The 15,712-nt window shown below is 63.4% G+C and carries 16 protein-coding genes; 6 read left to right on the plus strand and 10 right to left on the minus strand.

The window, feature by feature from the left end; all coding sequences use genetic code 11:
- Window positions 1–108: 108 nt before the first annotated feature.
- From AC0L2O_RS00560 to AC0L2O_RS00580, 5 genes are all read right to left on the minus strand, one after another.
- Window positions 109–3,204 (minus strand): MexW/MexI family multidrug efflux RND transporter permease subunit, encoded by a 3,096-nt coding sequence (locus tag AC0L2O_RS00560; protein ID WP_369725447.1) that lies wholly within the window; start codon window positions 3,202–3,204, stop codon window positions 109–111.
- A 77-nt stretch (window positions 3,205–3,281) separates the two neighbouring features.
- Window positions 3,282–4,475, minus strand: coding sequence for an efflux RND transporter periplasmic adaptor subunit (locus AC0L2O_RS00565; protein WP_369725449.1), 1,194 nt, complete (start codon window positions 4,473–4,475; stop codon window positions 3,282–3,284).
- Between the two features lies 1 nt (window position 4,476).
- Window positions 4,477–5,178 (minus strand): TetR/AcrR family transcriptional regulator, encoded by a 702-nt coding sequence (locus AC0L2O_RS00570; protein WP_409189620.1) that lies wholly within the window; start codon window positions 5,176–5,178, stop codon window positions 4,477–4,479.
- A gap of 89 nt (window positions 5,179–5,267) precedes the next feature.
- On the minus strand, window positions 5,268–5,858 hold the full coding sequence (locus tag AC0L2O_RS00575) for a thiamine pyrophosphate-dependent enzyme (protein WP_473368321.1): 591 nt from the start codon (window positions 5,856–5,858) through the stop codon (window positions 5,268–5,270).
- Window positions 5,855–6,394, minus strand: coding sequence for a phosphonopyruvate decarboxylase (locus AC0L2O_RS00580; protein WP_473368322.1), 540 nt, complete (start codon window positions 6,392–6,394; stop codon window positions 5,855–5,857). Before AC0L2O_RS00580 ends, AC0L2O_RS00575 begins: the two co-directional genes overlap by 4 nt.
- Before the next feature lie 106 nt (window positions 6,395–6,500).
- Here AC0L2O_RS00580 and AC0L2O_RS00585 point away from each other — a divergent pair, with 106 nt between their 5' ends.
- Genes AC0L2O_RS00585 through rocD form a run of 3 tightly spaced genes read left to right on the plus strand, consistent with a single transcriptional unit; the run spans window position 6,501 to window position 9,652 of the window.
- Complete coding sequence (locus tag AC0L2O_RS00585) at window positions 6,501–7,721, plus strand: cytochrome P450 (RefSeq protein ID WP_473368323.1); 1,221 nt, start codon at window positions 6,501–6,503, stop codon at window positions 7,719–7,721.
- A gap of 10 nt (window positions 7,722–7,731) precedes the next feature.
- Window positions 7,732–8,409: an ion channel gene (locus AC0L2O_RS00590; RefSeq protein ID WP_369725458.1), complete on the plus strand. Its 678-nt coding sequence runs from the start codon at window positions 7,732–7,734 to the stop codon at window positions 8,407–8,409.
- 28 nt (window positions 8,410–8,437) lie between these two features.
- Entirely contained in the window at window positions 8,438–9,652 is a 1,215-nt protein-coding gene (gene rocD, locus AC0L2O_RS00595) for an ornithine--oxo-acid transaminase (protein ID WP_473368324.1), read from the plus strand.
- A 304-nt stretch (window positions 9,653–9,956) separates the two neighbouring features.
- Here the strand turns inward: rocD and AC0L2O_RS00600 are convergent, their stop codons facing one another.
- Together AC0L2O_RS00600 and AC0L2O_RS00605 are read right to left on the minus strand one after the other, a co-directional pair.
- Window positions 9,957–11,114, minus strand: coding sequence for a diphosphate--fructose-6-phosphate 1-phosphotransferase (locus AC0L2O_RS00600; protein WP_473368656.1), 1,158 nt, complete (start codon window positions 11,112–11,114; stop codon window positions 9,957–9,959).
- Between the two features lie 339 nt (window positions 11,115–11,453).
- Window positions 11,454–11,588, minus strand: coding sequence for a hypothetical protein (locus AC0L2O_RS00605; protein WP_473368669.1), 135 nt, complete (start codon window positions 11,586–11,588; stop codon window positions 11,454–11,456).
- Between the two features lie 251 nt (window positions 11,589–11,839).
- On the opposite strand from AC0L2O_RS00605, the gene AC0L2O_RS00610 reads away from it, so the two are divergent.
- Entirely contained in the window at window positions 11,840–12,130 is a 291-nt protein-coding gene (locus tag AC0L2O_RS00610) for a nitroreductase family protein (protein ID WP_473368325.1), read from the plus strand.
- A gap of 89 nt (window positions 12,131–12,219) precedes the next feature.
- Window positions 12,220–12,564 (plus strand): nitroreductase family protein, encoded by a 345-nt coding sequence (locus tag AC0L2O_RS00615; protein WP_473368657.1) that lies wholly within the window; start codon window positions 12,220–12,222, stop codon window positions 12,562–12,564.
- Between the two features lie 99 nt (window positions 12,565–12,663).
- On the opposite strand, the gene AC0L2O_RS00620 is transcribed toward AC0L2O_RS00615, so the two are convergent.
- Window positions 12,664–13,149, minus strand: a complete 486-nt coding sequence (locus tag AC0L2O_RS00620; protein ID WP_369725468.1) for a hypothetical protein — start codon at window positions 13,147–13,149, stop codon at window positions 12,664–12,666.
- Window positions 13,150–13,400: 251 nt separating this feature from the next.
- Between AC0L2O_RS00620 and AC0L2O_RS00625 the strand changes: the two genes are divergently transcribed.
- Entirely contained in the window at window positions 13,401–13,625 is a 225-nt protein-coding gene (locus AC0L2O_RS00625; RefSeq protein ID WP_473368326.1) for a hypothetical protein, read from the plus strand.
- 30 nt (window positions 13,626–13,655) lie between these two features.
- Here the strand turns inward: AC0L2O_RS00625 and AC0L2O_RS00630 are convergent, their stop codons facing one another.
- Both AC0L2O_RS00630 and AC0L2O_RS00635 read right to left on the minus strand, forming a co-directional pair.
- Window positions 13,656–14,519, minus strand: coding sequence for a sugar phosphate isomerase/epimerase family protein (locus AC0L2O_RS00630; RefSeq protein WP_473368327.1), 864 nt, complete (start codon window positions 14,517–14,519; stop codon window positions 13,656–13,658).
- A complete protein-coding gene (locus tag AC0L2O_RS00635; RefSeq protein ID WP_473368328.1) occupies window positions 14,519–15,709 on the minus strand; it encodes a dihydrodipicolinate synthase family protein in 1,191 nt (396 codons plus the stop codon). The genes AC0L2O_RS00630 and AC0L2O_RS00635 overlap by 1 nt, the downstream gene beginning before the upstream one ends.
- Window positions 15,710–15,712: the final 3 nt, after the last annotated feature.

Raw genomic sequence — 15,712 nt, forward strand, 5'->3', positions numbered from 1 at the left:
ATTGTCCCTGCGTGGCGCAACAGCGCGCCGCGCAAGTCTAGCACGGGACAAGAAAAAAGCGGCAATGGCGAAGGCCATTGCCGCTTTGCAATGTTGGATCGAACGGCCTCAGGTCGGCCGCAGCGCCTTGGAGCCGAGGTCGAGCTCGTTGACCTGCTTGTTCCGCTCGGAATCGGCAGCTGCGCGATGGTCGGTCGCCAGCACGACATAGACGGCCGGCAGCACGAACAGCGTAAACAGCGTGCCGATCGACATGCCGGCGACGACCACGAGGCCGATCGAAAAGCGGCTGGCCGCGCCCGCACCGGACGCGGTCAGGAGCGGGATCAGGCCGGTGACCATCGCAGCCGTCGTCATCAGGATCGGCCGGAGGCGGATACGGGCCGACATTTCGATCGCCGAGCGGCGGTCGAGCCGTTCGTTGACCTGGAGCTCGTTGGCAAACTCGACCATCAAGATGCCGTGCTTGGTGATCAGCCCCACCAGCGTCAGCAGACCGACCTGGGTGTAGATGTTCATCGTGGCCAGGCCGAAGAACAGCGGGATCAGCGCGCCGACGATCGCCATCGGCACCGAGATCATGATCACAAACGGGTCACGCAAGCTCTCGAACTGCGCTGCCAGCACCAGGAAGATGATGATCAGCGCAAAGCCGAACGTGATCGCGAGCTGGTTGCCTTCCTGCACATACTGCCTGCTATCCGCGAGATAGTCGTGGCTGAAGCCCTGCGGCAGCTTCTTGGCCTCGCCTTCGAGGAAGTCGACCGCCGCACCGACGGTCACGCCCGGCATCGGCACCGCCGAGAACGTCGCCGAGTTGAGCTGGTTGTAGTGCGTCAGCGAATTCGGATCGGTCCGGGTCTGGATCGACACCACCGTGGACAGTGGAAGCTGCTGCCCGGTATTGGTCGTGACATAGTAGCCGCCAAGCGATTCCGGCGAGAGCCGCTGGCCGCGCGGCACCTGCGGAATGACCTGGTAGGACCGGCCCTCGAGATTGAAGCGGTTGACGTAGTTGCCGCCCAGCAGCACCGCGAGCGCGCTGCCGAGGGTCTGCATGTTGATGCCAAGGTCCTGCGCCTTGTTGCGGTCGATCTTCACGCTCACCGTCGGCTGATTGTAGGCGAGATCGCTGTCGGACACGATGAACATGCCGCTCTTGCGCGCGGCGGCCTTCAGCTTCTCCATCTCCTCATAGACGGCCTGGAAGCCCGCGGTCGAGTTGATCACCATCTGCACCGGCAGGCCGCCGGGGCCGCCCGGCAGCGGCGGCAGGTTGAACGCAAAAGCCTGCACGCCTTCGATCTTGGAAAGCTCGGCCTGCACCAGCGGCTTCAATTGAATCGACGAGCGCTTGCGCTCGTCCCACGGCTTCAGCAGCATGCCGGCGATGCCGCCTTGCGGGCCGTTGATGCCGTTGAGCACGAAGCGCAGATCGGTCTCGGGGAACTTCTGGAATTCCTTGTCGAGCTTCTCGCCGTAGAAATCGATGTAGTCGATGTTGGCGTATTTCGGAGCCTTGGTCACCGCAAACACGATGCCCTGGTCCTCCTCCGGTGCCAGCTCCTTCGAGGTATGCATGTAGAGGAAGCCGACGAGTCCGAGGATGGTCACCGCGAACAGCCCGGTGATCGCCTTGTAGTCGAGCGAACGATCGAGCCTGCGGCCGTACCAGCGCGTCAGCGCACCGAACACCCTGCCCACCAGCTTCGCAAAACGGCCCTCTTCCGTGTTCTTCAGCAGCACCGAGCACATCATCGGCGACAGCGTCAGCGCGATCACGCCGGACACGATCACCGAGCCCGCGAGAGTAAAGGCGAATTCGCGGAACAGGGAGCCGGTCAGGCCGCCGAGGAATCCGATGGGCGCATACACGGCGGCGAGCGTGATCGTCATCGAGACGACCGGCCCGACGATTTCCCGCGCGCCCTGCAGCGCCGCCTGCACCGGCGTCTTGCCCTCTTCCAGATGGCGGTGGATGTTCTCCACCACGACAATGGCGTCGTCGACGACGAGGCCGATCGCCAGCACCATCGCAAGCAGTGTCAGCAGATTGAAGCTGAAGCCGAACGCCAGCATCAGGGTGCAGACGCCGATCATCGACAGTGGGATGGTGACGACCGGAATGATGACCGAGCGGAACGACGCCAGGAACAGGAAGATCACCACGATGACGATGATCACGGCTTCGCCCAGCGTCTTCTCGACCTCGTCGATCGACGACTGAATGAACTTGGTCGAATCGTAGGCGACCTTCATCTTCATCGACGGCGGCAAATTGCGCTCGAGCTCGGGGAATAGCGCGCGCACGCCCTTCACCAAGGTTAGCGGATTGCCCTGCGGCGTTGCCTGAACGCCGATGAAGATCGCGTGCTCGCCGTTGAAGGCGACGCTTGCGTCGGTGCTTTGGGCTGCAAGCTCGACGGTCGCGATGTCCTCCATCCGCACGAAGCCGCCGTCCTTGGCCTTGACGATCATCTTCTTGAACTGATTGACGTCGGTCAGCCCGGTATTCGTCGAGATGTTCGAGACGATCAGATAGCCCTTGGTCTGGCCCGCCGCCGACTGGAAATTGTTGGCGGCGATCGCGGCTGAGACATCGGCCGGCGATATGTTGCGACCCGCCATCTTCACCGGGTCAAGCCATAGCCGCATCGCAAAGGTCTGGCCCCCGAGGATGTCGGCGGAGGCGACGCCATCGACGGTCGACAGCACCGGCTGCACCACGCGGGTCAAATAGTCGGAGATGGCCGAGCCCGACAGTTCGTCCGAGGAGAAGCCGAGATACATCACAGCCGTGGTCTGGCCCGTGGTCTTGGTGACGATCGGATCGTTGGACTCCTTCGGGATCAGGTATTTGACCGAGTTCGTCTTGGCCAGCACCTCGGTGAGCGCCTGGTTGGGATCGAAGTTCAGCTTGATGTAGACCTGGATCGTCGAGGTGCCGAGCACGGAGGACGACGTGATGTAGTCGACGCCCTCGGCGGAGGCGACCGCCTGCTCGATCGGTGTGGTGATAAAACCCTGGATCAGGTCGGCCGACGCACCGGGATAGACGGTCGTGATGTTGATGACCGTGTTCGACAGCTTGGGATATTGCCGGATCGGCAGCACCATCGCCGCGCGCAGACCGATCAGGAGGATCAAAAGGCTGACGACGACCGACAAGACCGGGCGTTTGATGAAAATATCGGTAAAGGCCATCGCGGCTATCTCGATTTCGTTGGGCTAACGAAGCGCATGACCCGGCCGGGCCGGATCATGCTGCGACGTGCACGGTGTCAGTAACGCGGCGGTTGCGCCGGGATAGGCGGCGCCGGGTCGGTCGAAATCGACACCGCCGCGCCCGATTGCAGCTTGAGCTGGCCGACGGCAACGACCTTATCGCCCGGCTTCAGACCCTTGACGATTTCAGCACGGCCGTCGACCCGGTTGCCGGTCTGCACGAAGGTCCGCACCGCGCTCAGGCTGGTCTTGCCGTCCTCGGTCTTTTTCTCGGTGATCAAGAACACCGAGTCGCCGTACAGCGTGTAGTCGACCGCGGTCTCCGGCACGGTGATCACAGGCGGCTTGTCCGGCAGCACCACCGTGGTGGTCACGAACATGCCTGGCTTCAGGATCTTCTCCGGATTGGCGATGGTCGCCTGCACGCGGATGTTGCGGGTGTCGGTCGCAATCTGCGGCTCGATCGTCGTGATCTTGCCCTCGAAGATGCGGCCCGGATAGGCATCGACCTTCAGCCGGACCAGCTGACCGACCTTGAGACTGCCCGAGTCCTTTTCCGTCACGGTGAAGTTCGCCCACAGCTCCGACAGATCGGTCAGCGAGACGATCGCCGTGCCCGCCGTGAGGTACTGTCCGACCTCGACCTTGCGGACGCCGAGATCGCCGGAGAACGGTGCGCGCACCAGCTTCTGCGAGATCAGCGCTTCGGTCTTGGCAATGCCGGCCTGTGCCTGGTCATAGGCGGCCTGCGCCTGGTCGACAGTCGCCTGCGGACCGAACTGGCGCGATGCCAGCTGCTTGGCGCGATCAAGCGACAGCTGCGCGACGGTCGCCTGCGCCTTGTAGTTGGCAAGATCGCCCTGCTCCGGCGCGTCGAACAGCTGCACCAGCGGCGTGCCGGCCTCGACGTGTGTGCCCGGCTCGAACTTGATCTCGGTGACACGACCGTTGACGTCGGCGGTGACGTCGACCTGGTGCACGGCGGCGAGCCCGCCGACGGCCGTGAGCAGGTTCGGGACCACCTCGGACTTCGCCTCGGCCGCACTGACCAGGGTCGGCGGCGGCTTGTTGTTGGCGAAGAACTGCTTGATCATCTGGCCGCGGAAATAATTGAACCAGACGAGGCCACCGACGAGCACGCCGAGCAGCGTGCCGACGATGATGAACCAGAGCACCGGCCGAACCGGACGCTTGGGAGCCTTGCTGTCGATCGGTTCGCCCGAAATCTTGTGTTCGGTGACGATGTTCATGTCATGCGCTTTCTGCAATCGCCGTCCTGCCCGCACAAGCGGCCTGATCGCGGCCCAGATGCGAAGCAATTGCGGCGTCGTTAAGTCCGATGCCTCTCAGGAGAAACTCACAGAGCTGTCGCTCCAGATCGTTCGCCTTGCCGTAAGCGAGACAGGGCACGGCCGGGAGCCTGGTCAGCGCAGCGGTCATCACTGTATGATGCGCAAACCAGAACAGGTTGAGCGGTTCGATTCCGCACGGCCGCGCATCGCCGGCGGCGACAGCGCGTTCGAGCGAGGCGAGGAAGATCGCTCCGATCAGCTTCTCGATCTTGGCATATAGCAGACGGGCGAATTCGCCATCATCCAAATGGCTCGTGGTCATTAGCCGCAGGCGCTGCGCCTCTTCCTGGTCGGGACCGTCGGCGATCAGGAGAAAGTGCTGGACCATGCCACGCATCAATTCGACCAGCGTTGCCGTTGACGGCTCCCGCACGAGCAACTCGGTGAGTGCCGGGTCCGCCTCGCATTCGTCGCTGAGGATTTCGGCATACAGCGCCGCCTTGGACGGGAAATGCTTGAACAGCAGCGCCTCGGAAATGGCAGCGGCGGCCGCCACGCTCTTGGTCGTGGTGCCAGTATACCCGTGCCGGGCAAAGCAGCGCTTCGCGGCACCGAGGATCAATTGACGCCTCAGGTCGCTGGTCATTCGCAGTGAACTCATGCGAGTGAGTAAGCACTCACCCACGCAAAAGTCAAGCTAAATGGTGCGATGCAACCTGCAAGAAGACTTCAAAAAGGTATCTGGTGGCTCTAAATCGGCTGGAAGCCGAGGTCGCCGCGGATCCGGTTGACGATGTAAGTCCCGTCCCGGCTTGGCAAAATCCGCTCCAGACTGGCGTTGGCGATCTTCACATTGGCAAATCGGGGGCCTGCCGAGACCTGGTGGACCGCTTTGGCGAACGCCTCCACCTCGGCCACGGTCGAGATCGCGCGGGCGTCCGCGATGCCGCAGGCCTTGGCGACCCCGACGAGGTCGGCGGTCGCCGAGGTGTGGCTGGTCTGGCCACCGGTCTCGCCGTAGCACTCGTTATCGAGCACCACGATCGAGAGGTTGGGCGGCTTCTGCAGGCCGATGGTGGCGAGGCTGCCCATGCCCATCAGCATCTCGCCGTCGCCGGTAACGACCAGCACCGGCAGCTTCGGCTGCGCCAGTGCCAACCCCAGCCCGATCATCGCCGCACCCCCCATCCCGCCCCAGAGATAGAAATTGCGCGCGTGGTCGCCGGCCGCGGTGATGTCGTTGGTGGAGGCGCCGAGGCCGCCGATGGCGACCGTGTCCCTGCGGTCCGCAAGCAGCGTCGAGACCACCTGACGGCGATCGAGGAGATTGGCCTTGCTCATTTGGTGAAAACCTTGGCGCCGATCAGGCGCTGTGACAACAGGACGGCGGTCGGCGTCAGCGCGTTGTAGGCTTGGGCTGCGGCCGCCTCCAACACGGCCGGCACCTCGGCTGCGTTCGACGCCCGCAATACCTTGATGCCGGAGAGCTCGAACACGCCCTGCGTGGTCGATCCCATTGGTACCTGCCACGGATTGAACTCGCCCCACTCGCCGCGCATGGTCACGAGCGTCAGGAACGGAAAGCGCAGGATCGGGATCAGCGACAGCATGTTGATGCAATTGCCGACCCCGCTCGATTGCATCAGCAAGACGCCGCGCTGCCCACCGGTCCAGGCGCCGGCCAGGAGCGCCACGCCCTCCTCCTCCGTCGTCAAGGGAATGCCGCGCATCGTCGATGATCCCAGCACCAGCTGGATCAGCCGGGAATGGCCGGCATCAGGCACGTAAGGCACCTGCCGGACATCGAAGCGTTGCAATGTCGCGAAGATATCGTCCGGCCAAGCGGCCGTGTCGGCAGCATCAGTGCGCGCGTGCATTTTCCTGTCCGGTCGGCTAGCAAATCAGAGCATGAGTGTAGACGGACGCACGCCCCGATCGAACAACAAAAGCGGCATATCGGCTTTAACCGGTGAGTATAACGGGATGAACGCAGATGCGAAGGAACTGGCGGCAAGCTTCAACCTCGAGAAGCTGACGCCGGAATTCTACGACAATCCCTACCCGACCTATCGTGCACTGCGGGAGAACGAGCCGGTCAAGCGCCTGCCGAACGGCGCCGTGTTCCTGACCCGCTACGACGATCTCGTCACCGCCTACAAGAACACCAAGTCGTTCAGCTCCGACAAGAAGCGCGAGTTCGCGCCGAAATACGGCGACACTCCGCTCTACGAGCACCATACCACCAGCCTCGTGTTCAACGATCCCCCCGCGCACACCCGCGTGCGGCGGCTGATCATGGGCGCGCTGTCGCCGCGCGCGATCTCCGGCATGGAAGGTGATCTCATCAAGCTGGTCGACGGCCTGCTCGACGCCATCGCCGCCAAGGGCGATTGCGAGCTGATCGAAGATTTTGCTGCCTCGATTCCCATCGAGGTGATCGGCAACCTCCTCGACGTTCCCCACGATGAACGCGCACCGTTGCGCGACTGGTCGCTGGCGATCCTGGGAGCACTCGAGCCCGTTGTAACGAGCGGGGCGGCGGCGCGCGGCAACCAGGCGGTGAAGGACTTCCTCGCCTATCTCGAGACGCTGGTCGCGCGCCGGCGCCGAAAGCCCGGCAATCCCGAGCGCGATGTGCTGACGCGCCTGATCCAGGGTGAGGATAACGGCGAACGGCTGACCGAGAAGGAGCTGCTGCACAATTGCATCTTCCTGCTCAACGCCGGCCACGAGACCACGACCAATCTGATCGGCAATGGCCTCGTCACGCTGCACCGAAATCCGGACCAGAAGCAGCGGCTGATCGACAATCCCGATCTGATCAAGCCCGCTGTCGAGGAGATGCTGCGTTACGAGAGCTCGAACCAGCTCGGCAACCGCATGACCACGGAAAAGGTCGAGCTCGGCGGCGTCATGCTCGATGCCGGCACGTCGATCACGCTGTGCATCGGCGCTGCCAACCGCGATCCCGCGCAGTTTCCTGATCCCGAAACTTTCGACGTCGCGCGCACGCCGAACCGGCACCTCGCCTTCGCCACCGGCGCGCATCAATGCGCCGGCATGGCGCTGGCGCGGCTCGAGGGCGCCATCGCGATCTCGCGGTTCCTGGCGCGCTTCCCGGCCTATGCCGTCAGCGGCCAGCCGGTGCGCGGCGGCCGGGTGCGGTTTCGCGGCTTCCTGAGCGTGCCCTGCTCGATTCGTTGATGAGGACGCCATGAACATCGACCAGATCCGCGAGCGCTGGGCCGATCCGCTTCTGACCGGGCTGACCGCGCTGCTCATGATCATGATGTTCGTGGTCTCCCCGCTGCAGGCGCTGGGGATTTTTGCGTTTCAGGCCTCCGAGCTCGTGCTGGCGCTGCTGCTCGTGGTCGGCATCTTCGTGATCTCCGGCAGTCCGGTCGCGGTCGGCGCCATGCTGATCGCGCTCGTCATGATCACGGTCGGCGCGATCCTGCGGCTCAAATCGCCGTCCATCCTCGATCTCAATCTGTTCGCGGGCTCCTGGTTCATCGTCGGGATCACCATGGCCTGGGCGGTGGCGCGCGCGACTTTTGCACCGGGCCGCGTCACCTATCACCGCGTGATCGGTGCGGTGCTGCTGTATATGACGATCGCAGTGATCTTTTCGGCGCTCTACACCTTCATGGGCTCACTGGTGCCGAACGCGTTCGCCGGCATGACGGTGGAGGACAGTCCGGCGCTGGCGAGCCAGGTGATCTATTTCAGCTTCGCGACGCTGACGACGACGGGCTATGGCGACGTTGCGCCGGTGCATCCGATCGTGCGCAGCCTGTGCAATATCGAGGCGGTGTTCGGCCAGCTCTACCCGGCGACGCTGCTGGCGCGATTGGTCACGCTGGAGATCGCGCATCGCGATCAGGACTCCTGAGTCCCTCGGCCCAATGGGAGTGACGAAAATGAGCGCGTCGGTCATTGATTTCCTCGCAACGGAAGCACGCTTTGGCGCCCATAACTACGACCCGATCGGCGTCGTGCTGTCGCGGGGCGAAGGTGTCTGGGTCTGGGACACCGAAGGCAACCGCTATCTCGATTGCCTCTCCGCCTATTCCGCAGTCAATCAGGGCCACTGCCACCCCAAGATCCTTGCGGCAATGGTGGAACAGGCACACAGGCTGACGCTCACCTCGCGCGCCTTCCACAATGACCAGCTCGCCTTGTTCTACCAAGAGATCGCGGCGCTGACCGGCTCGCACAAGGTGCTGCCGATGAACAGCGGCGCCGAGGCGGTCGAAAGCGCGATCAAGTCGGTGCGCAAATGGGGCTATGAGGTGAAGGGCGTGCCGGACGGCCACGCCGAGATCATCGTCTGCGCCGACAATTTCCACGGACGCACGCTGGGCATCGTCGGCTTTTCAACCGACCCTGAGAGCCGCACCCATTTTGGACCGTTCGCGGCCGGCTTCAAAATCATCCCGTTCGGCGACGCCGCAGCGCTCGAGCAAGCGATCACGCCGAACACCGTCGCCTTCCTGGTCGAGCCGATCCAGGGCGAAGCCGGTGTCATCATTCCGCCAGCCGGCTATTTCACTGAGGTGCGGGAGCTCTGCACCGCCAACAACGTCATGCTCGTGCTCGACGAGATCCAGACCGGGCTTGGCCGCACCGGCAAGCTGCTCGCCGAGCAGCACGAGGGCATCGAGGCAGACGTGACGCTGCTCGGCAAAGCCTTGTCCGGCGGTTTCTATCCGGTATCGGCCGTACTCTCGAACAACGACGTGCTCGGAACGTTGAGACCCGGGCAGCATGGCTCGACCTTCGGCGGCAACCCGCTTGCCTGCGCGGTGGCGCGCGCGGCGACGCGCGTGCTGGTCGAGGAAGGCATGATCGAGAACGCGGCCAAACAGGGTGCGCGCTTCCTGGAAGGCTTGACGGACATCCGCGCCAACACGATCCGCGAGGTCCGCGGGCGTGGCCTGATGCTGGCGGTCGAGCTGCATCCGGAAGCCGGCCGCGCCCGCCGCTACTGCGAGGCGCTCCAGGGCAAGGGCATCCTCGCCAAGGACACCCATGAGCACACCATCCGCATCGCCCCGCCGCTGGTGATCACCAGCGAGCAGGTCGACTGGGCGCTCGAGCAGTTTGCCGCGATACTGACGCAGGATTTTTCGTGAGGATGCTTGCGTCGGACAAGCGCAGGGACGGAAGCGAACAAAGGCACGGGAGCAGCGCACAGTGTCGCCCGAGACAGTTCTATTTCCTTGGTCCGGCCGGTCGGCCTGATCGGCCTAGCCGTTTTTGCAGCTCGTAGGATGGGTTGAGCTCTTGCGAAACCCATCAAACTTCATCCTAGCAGTTGGTCGAACGCGAGGGACCTAGACACTGCGTTGGTTGTCAGACGATGGGTTTCGCAAGAGCTCGACCCATCCTACGAGCTGAGGGCTAGAGCCTCTGTTGAGAATGCTCTCTCCGACAATTTCACACGAACGGTGGAAAGATATCGGGCCGCTTGGGTAGAAGCCGCCGGAAATAGCGCCGTCCTTCTTCCGAAACTGCATTGCTGCCGACAAGGAAATCGTCGGGCATATGGCGTGTTTTTCCAGCCACGCGATCGAGCGGCACGAGCAGAGGTTCGATACGCTCGCCGTCATAATGCAGCACCACCGAGCCCGTGCCGGTTAAGGCGCTCTGCGCGGCAAATGCGCCAGCGTCGAAAGCCTCATTGCGGTCGGTTTCGTCGATCACGCCGATATAGGCGCGTGGCAGATAGCCCAGCGTGTCGACACGCGCCCTTGCCTTGGGAAAACGCGATTTCAGGGCCTTTTGGATCTCGATGCCGAGATCACCGCCCGTCAAGTGCAGATTTCCATGGGCGTCGCGCTCGACCGCCTCGCCCGCCAGCGCCTCGGCGAGAGGCCGGCCGGTTTCGTCCTGCACTCCCTCGGACATCGAGACGATACAGCGGCCCAGCCGCGTGTAAACCGCATCGACGTCGTCGAGGAACTGGACAACCGAGAATGGCTTTTCCGGCTTATAGATCAGATGCGGAGCATCGTCGGGCGATTGCTGCCAGCCTGCGGCCGCGGCGGAGAGGAAACCGGCATGGCGGCCCATGACGATGGCCACATAGATGCCGGGCATCGCGCGAAAATCGAGATCTATGCTGACAAAGGCATTGGCGACGAAGGCGGCTGCCGAGATGAAGCCCGGGACGTGATCGTTCTCCATCAGGTCGTTGTCGATGGTCTTGGGGGCATGCACGAAATGGCAGGGGCCGCTTGACTGCTGCCGCAGCAGTTCGAGCGTTCCGGCGGTGTCGTTGCCGCCAATATAGACAAAGGCGCGGGCATCTAGCCGGTCCAGAGCCGCGAGGATATCAGAGCATGCACCAGAATCTGGCTTGTCGCGGGTCGATCCGAGAGCCGAATTGGGCGTGTTGCCGAGGCGGCGGAGTTCGGCCTCGGGCATGGTGGTGAGGTCGACGACGTTCCCCTCCGTGAGGCCTCGCACACCATAGCGCGCGCCCAGAATGCGCATGGACGGATCATGCCTGCGCGCGGCAAGGATCGCGCCACATAGGGTCTGGTTGATCACGGCGGTGGGGCCGCCGCCCTGAGCAATGACGATTGATGGCATGGATCCTCTATGACTTTGTTTCTGGCTATGCCGCCCGTGGACTGTGAGAGACGATTGAAGCGAAGATTGGCCAATGCTGCAACGGGCGGCCCGCCTGCAGAGCTCGCAGGATGGGTAGAGCGAAGCGAAACCCATCAAACTTCATCGTTACAATTGGATCGAACAAGAGGGACTAGACACTGCGTTGGTTGTCAAGGCGATGAGTTTCGCAAGAGCTCAACCCATCCTACGGGCTGGGCGGCCTAGCCGTTTTTGCAGTGCCTCGACAATCACTCTGACGCGTGCCGCGCGCAGCAGATGCGACGGCCGAAGCGCGAACATGTAGGCGGGAGAGGCGCATCACCGCACCGGAACCGCTCCGAGATCGACACTCATCCAGCCCGAGGGCGCGTCATCAGACAGGCCAATGGCGAGGTCGACGCCGCTCGACTGCAGACCGAGGTATCGGTCCGACAGATCGAGGTCGATCTGCAACGCCGGATGGGCCTCCGTCAGTTCCGCCAGGACCGGGCACGAGGCAGGCGCGCCCGAACGCTGTGGGCGCGGTAATACGGACCAATCCCGCTGCCGTCCTCTCTCCGGCGCCCAGTTCGGCTTCGGCTCCTCTCAAGAGAGAGATCGCCCGGCGCGCCTGCTCGGCGAATGCCTCGCCGGATGGCGTGAGCGAAACATGGCGCGTGGTTCGCGCGAGCAGGCGCACGCCGAGCCGTCCCTCAAGCTGGGCGATGCGGCGGCTGATCGTGGACTGCGTCAGCCCGAGCACGCGCGCCGCGCCTCCGAAGCTTCCTGCGATCCGGGACCGGCGATCCGTTCGCGCATTCCTGGACAAGCCAGTCCCGGCTGCCACGATTCAGGAAATCCTGGAGATTGCGGCGTTGTCCCCTTCCAGCAGCAACATGCAGCCATGGCGCATCTACGCGCTCAGCGGGCCGGTGCTTGCGGACCTGAAGGCGCAGGTTCGGCAAAGCGCCGCGTGCAATCCGCGCCCGAATTTCCGATCTACGCGCCTGACCTGACGGACCCGTACAACGCGCGCAGACTCTCGTGCGCCGAGGCGCTCTACGGTGTCCTGGGGGTTGAGCGGGACAACAAGCTTGGGCGAATGATGCAGTTTGCCCGCAACTTCGATTATTATGGCGCGCCGGTTGGACTCATCGTCGCGCTGGACAGGAGACTGGAGCGCGGGCAGTGGGCCGATGTCGGCATCTATCTCGCCCACCTCCTGCTGTTGGCCCAGGAGCGGGGCCTCGCAACCTGTGCCCAAGCGGCTTGGGCGGCCATGAACCAGACGGTTCGCGCCTTCCTCGACATGCCGGAGCCGTATCTTCTCTATTGTGGCGTGCCGCTCGGCTACGCCAATCCCGAAGCGCAGATCAATACGCTGCGGATGGGGCGGGAGCCCTGGACCGCGAACGCCGAAATGCGCGGGTTTTTCGATCGAAAAGCTTAAGCGGGGCAGAGACGTGAGCGCGACGGGACAGTCGCACCGCTCATTCACCAGTTTCTCGCCGCACCAAGCCCGTGCCGCGGATGTCTGTTTGCGCCGCGATCAAATCCCGCCGGGTAGCTCAACGCCCGCTTCCGTCAGGTCACGGAGGAATTTCCGCACCAGGAGCATGTTGGTTCGCTGCAGCTCGTGATTATTGCCGAACTTGAACTGGTTAGCTTCGGTCACGATCAGTCCGTGATCGGTCTCGCGGAAAATGCCTTCCTTCTTCAAGCGATCGGCGCGCCGCCGTACCGTTTCGATCGGCAAACCGAAAAAGCGGGACAGGGCGGCACGGGAAACGCCCTGCTTGATCTGATCCGGCTCAACGGCCTCGACACTGCCAAATTGCCGGTCCAGTTCGGGGTTCTTCATGACCTTGAGCACGTTCGCGTTCAAGACGGCATGAATGATCATCAAGTCCAGCGGATCGAAATCGTAATGGCGGAACATTTCGCTGGCTGCGCACAGCATGTAGGCCAACGAGTGGCGAGAGACGGTTCGGATCAAATCCGAGGCGATTTCGTCGCCTTTGGTCGTATCAACCATCGCCAGTACCCGTTTCTTCGAAAGTTTTCCGATCCAACGCCCACGCCCAGCGCACCCCGAGAGTCGGTTATATCTGTCCCGGACGCACACCGCGCGCGTGAGGCAGGACCGGCCTGCTGTCTACCCAATATGGGTATGGTCGCGCTTCCATCGGGTCAATCCCCGGCTTGCCGACAATATTATTTTCACCGATACGGGGTTCAGTTGCCAGGGCGCAGAATTGGCGCGTTCGAACGATCGTCGTGAGCCAAATGACATTCATCATCGAAGCTATAAAAGACGACTCCCGCACCGTAGATTTCCGTTCCAGCGCAATCGTTGCGGTGATACTCGCCCGCAAGCTCGCGGTGAATGGTTTTGTGGTTTCGATCACGGCCCCGGACGGGCAGCTTTTTTCCGCCGATCAGTTCAACCGATTGCTGACGAGCAAGGGTCTTGGTTCGCATGTGGTGGCGCACGACGCTGGGCGGCGATAAATCGTCGCCTTCGGGGGGCACCGCGCGGAACTACACCACCGTCCTGTGCCGCTCGATGCAAGTGCGCAGCACCTCGTCCATCGGCTTGTCCCACCAATCGTTGGAGAAGATCTCGATCTCGCAATAGCCGGCGTAGCCCTGCGCTTCGACCTCAGCGCGCGCTGATTTGATGTCGATGATGCCGTCGCCCATCATGCCGCGATCGTTGAGGATGTCCCTGGTCGGCACCAGCCAGTCGCAGACGTGAAAGGCGAGCAGGCGATCCTTGCCGGCGCGCGCGATCTGGCCCATCAGCTCCGGGTCCCACCAGATGTGATAGACGTCGAGCGCGACGCCGAGCGCGCCGGTGCGGCCGGGGTCGAGCCGGTCGCAGATGTCGAGCGCCTGCTTTGTCGTGTTCACGCAGGCGCGGTCCGCCGCATAGGCCGGATGCAACGGCTCGATCGCCAGCGGCAGCTTTGCCTGCCTGGCATAATCGAGCATTTCCGCCAGCGCTTCCTCGACCTGCCCGCGCGCGGCCACGATGTCCTTCGACGCCTCGCTGCCCGGCCGGGAATATTGCGGCAGGCCGCCGACGACCAGAACGATGCAGGGCGCGCCCAGGGCCTTGGCTTCGTCGACGCAGCGGCGGTTGTCGTCGCGGACTTCGGTGCGGCGCGACCGGTCCGAGGGGAACATGCCGCCGCGGCAATAACCGGATAGCTCGAGGCCGGCATCGCGCACGGCGCGCGCGGCGCGGCCGAGACCGACGGAAGCGACCTGGTCGCGCCAGGGGTCGATGGCACGGATGCCGTGCTTTGCGCAGGCGTCGATGATTCCGACGAGGTCACCCTGCTTGCGGACTGTCGCCGTGTTCAGCGACAGCCAGCGATGGTCGGACGAGAAATCGCGCATCAGGATTCGATCCCATGCGTTGAGAGCACCGCCTTCATCCGCCGCGTCGCCAATTCCGGATTGGCGAGCAGGCCGGCCTTGTCGGCCAGGCGAAACAGTTCGGCCAGATGCAGCATCGACCGTGTGCTCTCCTGGCCGCCGACCATGGTGAAGTGATCCTGGTGGCCGTTGAGGTACGCCATGAAAACGACGCCCGTCTTGTAGAAGCGCGTCGGCGCCTTGAAGATATGCCGCGACAGCGGCACGGTCGGTCCCAGCACATCGTGGAACCCGGCTTCGTCGCCGGCCGCCAACCGCGACAGCGCATAGGACGCCGCCGGCGCGATCGCATCGAAGATGCCCAGCAGCGCGTGCGAAAAGCCCTGCTCGTCGCCGGCGATCAGCTCCGCGTAGTTGAAGTCATCGCCGGTGTACATCTTGATGCGCTTGTCGAGACGCCTGCGCATGTCGATCTCGCGCTGCTTGTCGAGCAGCGAGACCTTGACGCCATCGACCTTGGCGGCGTTGCTATTGATGACGGCCACCGCAATGTCCATCGCCTCGTCGAGATCTTTGGTGCCCCAATATCCCGTCAGCGCCGGATCGAACATGTCGCCGAGCCAGTGGATGATCACGGGCTCGCGGACCTGCGACAGCACGCGGTCGTAGACTTTTGCGTAATCGTCGGTGTTGCGGCCGAGCTTTGCCAGCGCGCGCGACGCCATAAGAATGATGCGGCCGCCGACCTTCTCGACCGCCGAGATCTGCTCCTCGTAGGCGCGGATCACGTCATTGAGGTTCCTGGCATCCTCGACGGCAAGATGATCAGTGCCGGCGCCCGAGAACACCAGCGCGTTGCGACGCTTCGCGGCGCCGACCGAGCGCGTGATCAGCTCTAGCGAGGTCGGCCAATCCAGCCCCATGCCGCGCTGCGCGGTGTCCATGGCTTCGGCGACACCGAGGCCGAGATCCCAGACGTGCTCGCGGAAGGCGATGGTCTTGTCCCAGTCGACGGCGGCGGAGAGCCAGGGATCGTTGTCGGCGAAGGGATCAGTCACGGTGTGAACGGCCGAGAACGCGATGCGGTTCAGCGGCCCCTCGAGCTTTGCGGGAAACGTTCGCGACGTCGCGAGCCGGTAGGTCTCGATCGAGCGATCGGCTTTCGGCAGCTTAAGTGACAACGACGAGATCGGCTGGACCGGCTTGTTCATTAT

It is taken from the genome of Bradyrhizobium sp. Kon10, from assembly GCF_055807395.1.

Excerpts from the sequence above, each read along its gene's own strand:
- AC0L2O_RS00560 (WP_369725447.1), bottom strand. The coding sequence starts at position 3,204 with ATGGCCTTTACCGATATTTTCATCAAACGCCCGGTCTTGTCGGTCGTC.
- AC0L2O_RS00565 (WP_369725449.1), bottom strand. The coding sequence starts at position 4,475 with ATGAACATCGTCACCGAACACAAGATTTCGGGCGAACCGATCGACAGC.
- AC0L2O_RS00570 (WP_409189620.1), bottom strand. The coding sequence starts at position 5,178 with ATGAGTTCACTGCGAATGACCAGCGACCTGAGGCGTCAATTGATCCTC.
- AC0L2O_RS00575 (WP_473368321.1), bottom strand. The coding sequence starts at position 5,858 with ATGAGCAAGGCCAATCTCCTCGATCGCCGTCAGGTGGTCTCGACGCTG.
- AC0L2O_RS00580 (WP_473368322.1), bottom strand. The coding sequence starts at position 6,394 with ATGCACGCGCGCACTGATGCTGCCGACACGGCCGCTTGGCCGGACGAT.
- AC0L2O_RS00585 (WP_473368323.1), top strand. The coding sequence starts at position 6,501 with ATGAACGCAGATGCGAAGGAACTGGCGGCAAGCTTCAACCTCGAGAAG.
- AC0L2O_RS00590 (WP_369725458.1), top strand. The coding sequence starts at position 7,732 with ATGAACATCGACCAGATCCGCGAGCGCTGGGCCGATCCGCTTCTGACC.
- rocD (WP_473368324.1), top strand. The coding sequence starts at position 8,438 with ATGAGCGCGTCGGTCATTGATTTCCTCGCAACGGAAGCACGCTTTGGC.
- AC0L2O_RS00600 (WP_473368656.1), bottom strand. The coding sequence starts at position 11,114 with ATGCCATCAATCGTCATTGCTCAGGGCGGCGGCCCCACCGCCGTGATC.
- AC0L2O_RS00610 (WP_473368325.1), top strand. The coding sequence starts at position 11,840 with ATGCGGCGGCTGATCGTGGACTGCGTCAGCCCGAGCACGCGCGCCGCG.
- AC0L2O_RS00615 (WP_473368657.1), top strand. The coding sequence starts at position 12,220 with ATGCAGTTTGCCCGCAACTTCGATTATTATGGCGCGCCGGTTGGACTC.
- AC0L2O_RS00620 (WP_369725468.1), bottom strand. The coding sequence starts at position 13,149 with ATGGTTGATACGACCAAAGGCGACGAAATCGCCTCGGATTTGATCCGA.
- AC0L2O_RS00625 (WP_473368326.1), top strand. The coding sequence starts at position 13,401 with ATGACATTCATCATCGAAGCTATAAAAGACGACTCCCGCACCGTAGAT.
- AC0L2O_RS00630 (WP_473368327.1), bottom strand. The coding sequence starts at position 14,519 with ATGCGCGATTTCTCGTCCGACCATCGCTGGCTGTCGCTGAACACGGCG.
- AC0L2O_RS00635 (WP_473368328.1), bottom strand. The coding sequence starts at position 15,709 with ATGAACAAGCCGGTCCAGCCGATCTCGTCGTTGTCACTTAAGCTGCCG.